The sequence below is a fragment of the Flavonifractor sp. An52 genome, from assembly GCF_002159385.1.
Classification (GTDB): domain Bacteria; phylum Bacillota; class Clostridia; order Oscillospirales; family Oscillospiraceae; genus Flavonifractor; species Flavonifractor avicola.
Genome location: NZ_NFIB01000074.1, coordinates 1 through 616 on the forward strand (window position 1 = coordinate 1; position 616 = coordinate 616).

Genomic DNA, 616 nt, shown 5'->3' on the forward strand with positions numbered 1-616 from the left:
TTGGTGGTACCAAAGACAACCCCCGGCTAAGCCGGGGGTAAAAAATAGCTTAAAGCGAGGAGAAGAGTAGAAAAAGAAAAAACTCCCTGATAAGGTAGAAGTGGTTTGCCGACCACACAACTACGATAACAGGGAGGTCTTCATCGTGAAAGACAAAGACATAAGTAGTTTAGAGCATACAAGTTGGAGATGTCAATATCACATCGTATTTGCTCCCAAATATCGAAGGATGGAGATATATGGACAGATAAAACAGGATATAGGAGTGATATTGAGAAAACTGTGTCAGCAAAAAGGTGTAGAAATCATAGAAGCCAGAGCGTGCCCAGACCATATACACATGCTGATAAGTATCCCACCCAAGTACAGTGTATCACAGATTATGGGGTACTTGAAAGGAAAAAGTAGTCTGATGATATTTGATCGGCATGCAAATCTGAAATATAAGTATGGAAATCGGCACTTTTGGGCCAGAGGATATTATGTGGATACAGTGGGGCGGAATAAAAAGCAGATAGCAGAGTATATCCGAAACCAACTGGCATCAGATCAAATCGCAGACCAGATAGGGCTGAAAGAGTTTGTTGACCCGTTTACGGGTCGCGAGAACAAGAAG

The 616-nt window shown here is 42.2% G+C and carries 1 protein-coding gene; it reads left to right on the forward strand.

The genetic code is table 11. The features are described 5' to 3' along the window. Positions 1-145: 145 nt before the first annotated feature. Positions 146-616 (forward strand): IS200/IS605 family transposase (gene tnpA / locus B5G06_RS13765; RefSeq protein WP_204220866.1); only part of this gene is annotated, 471 nt, incomplete at its 3' end.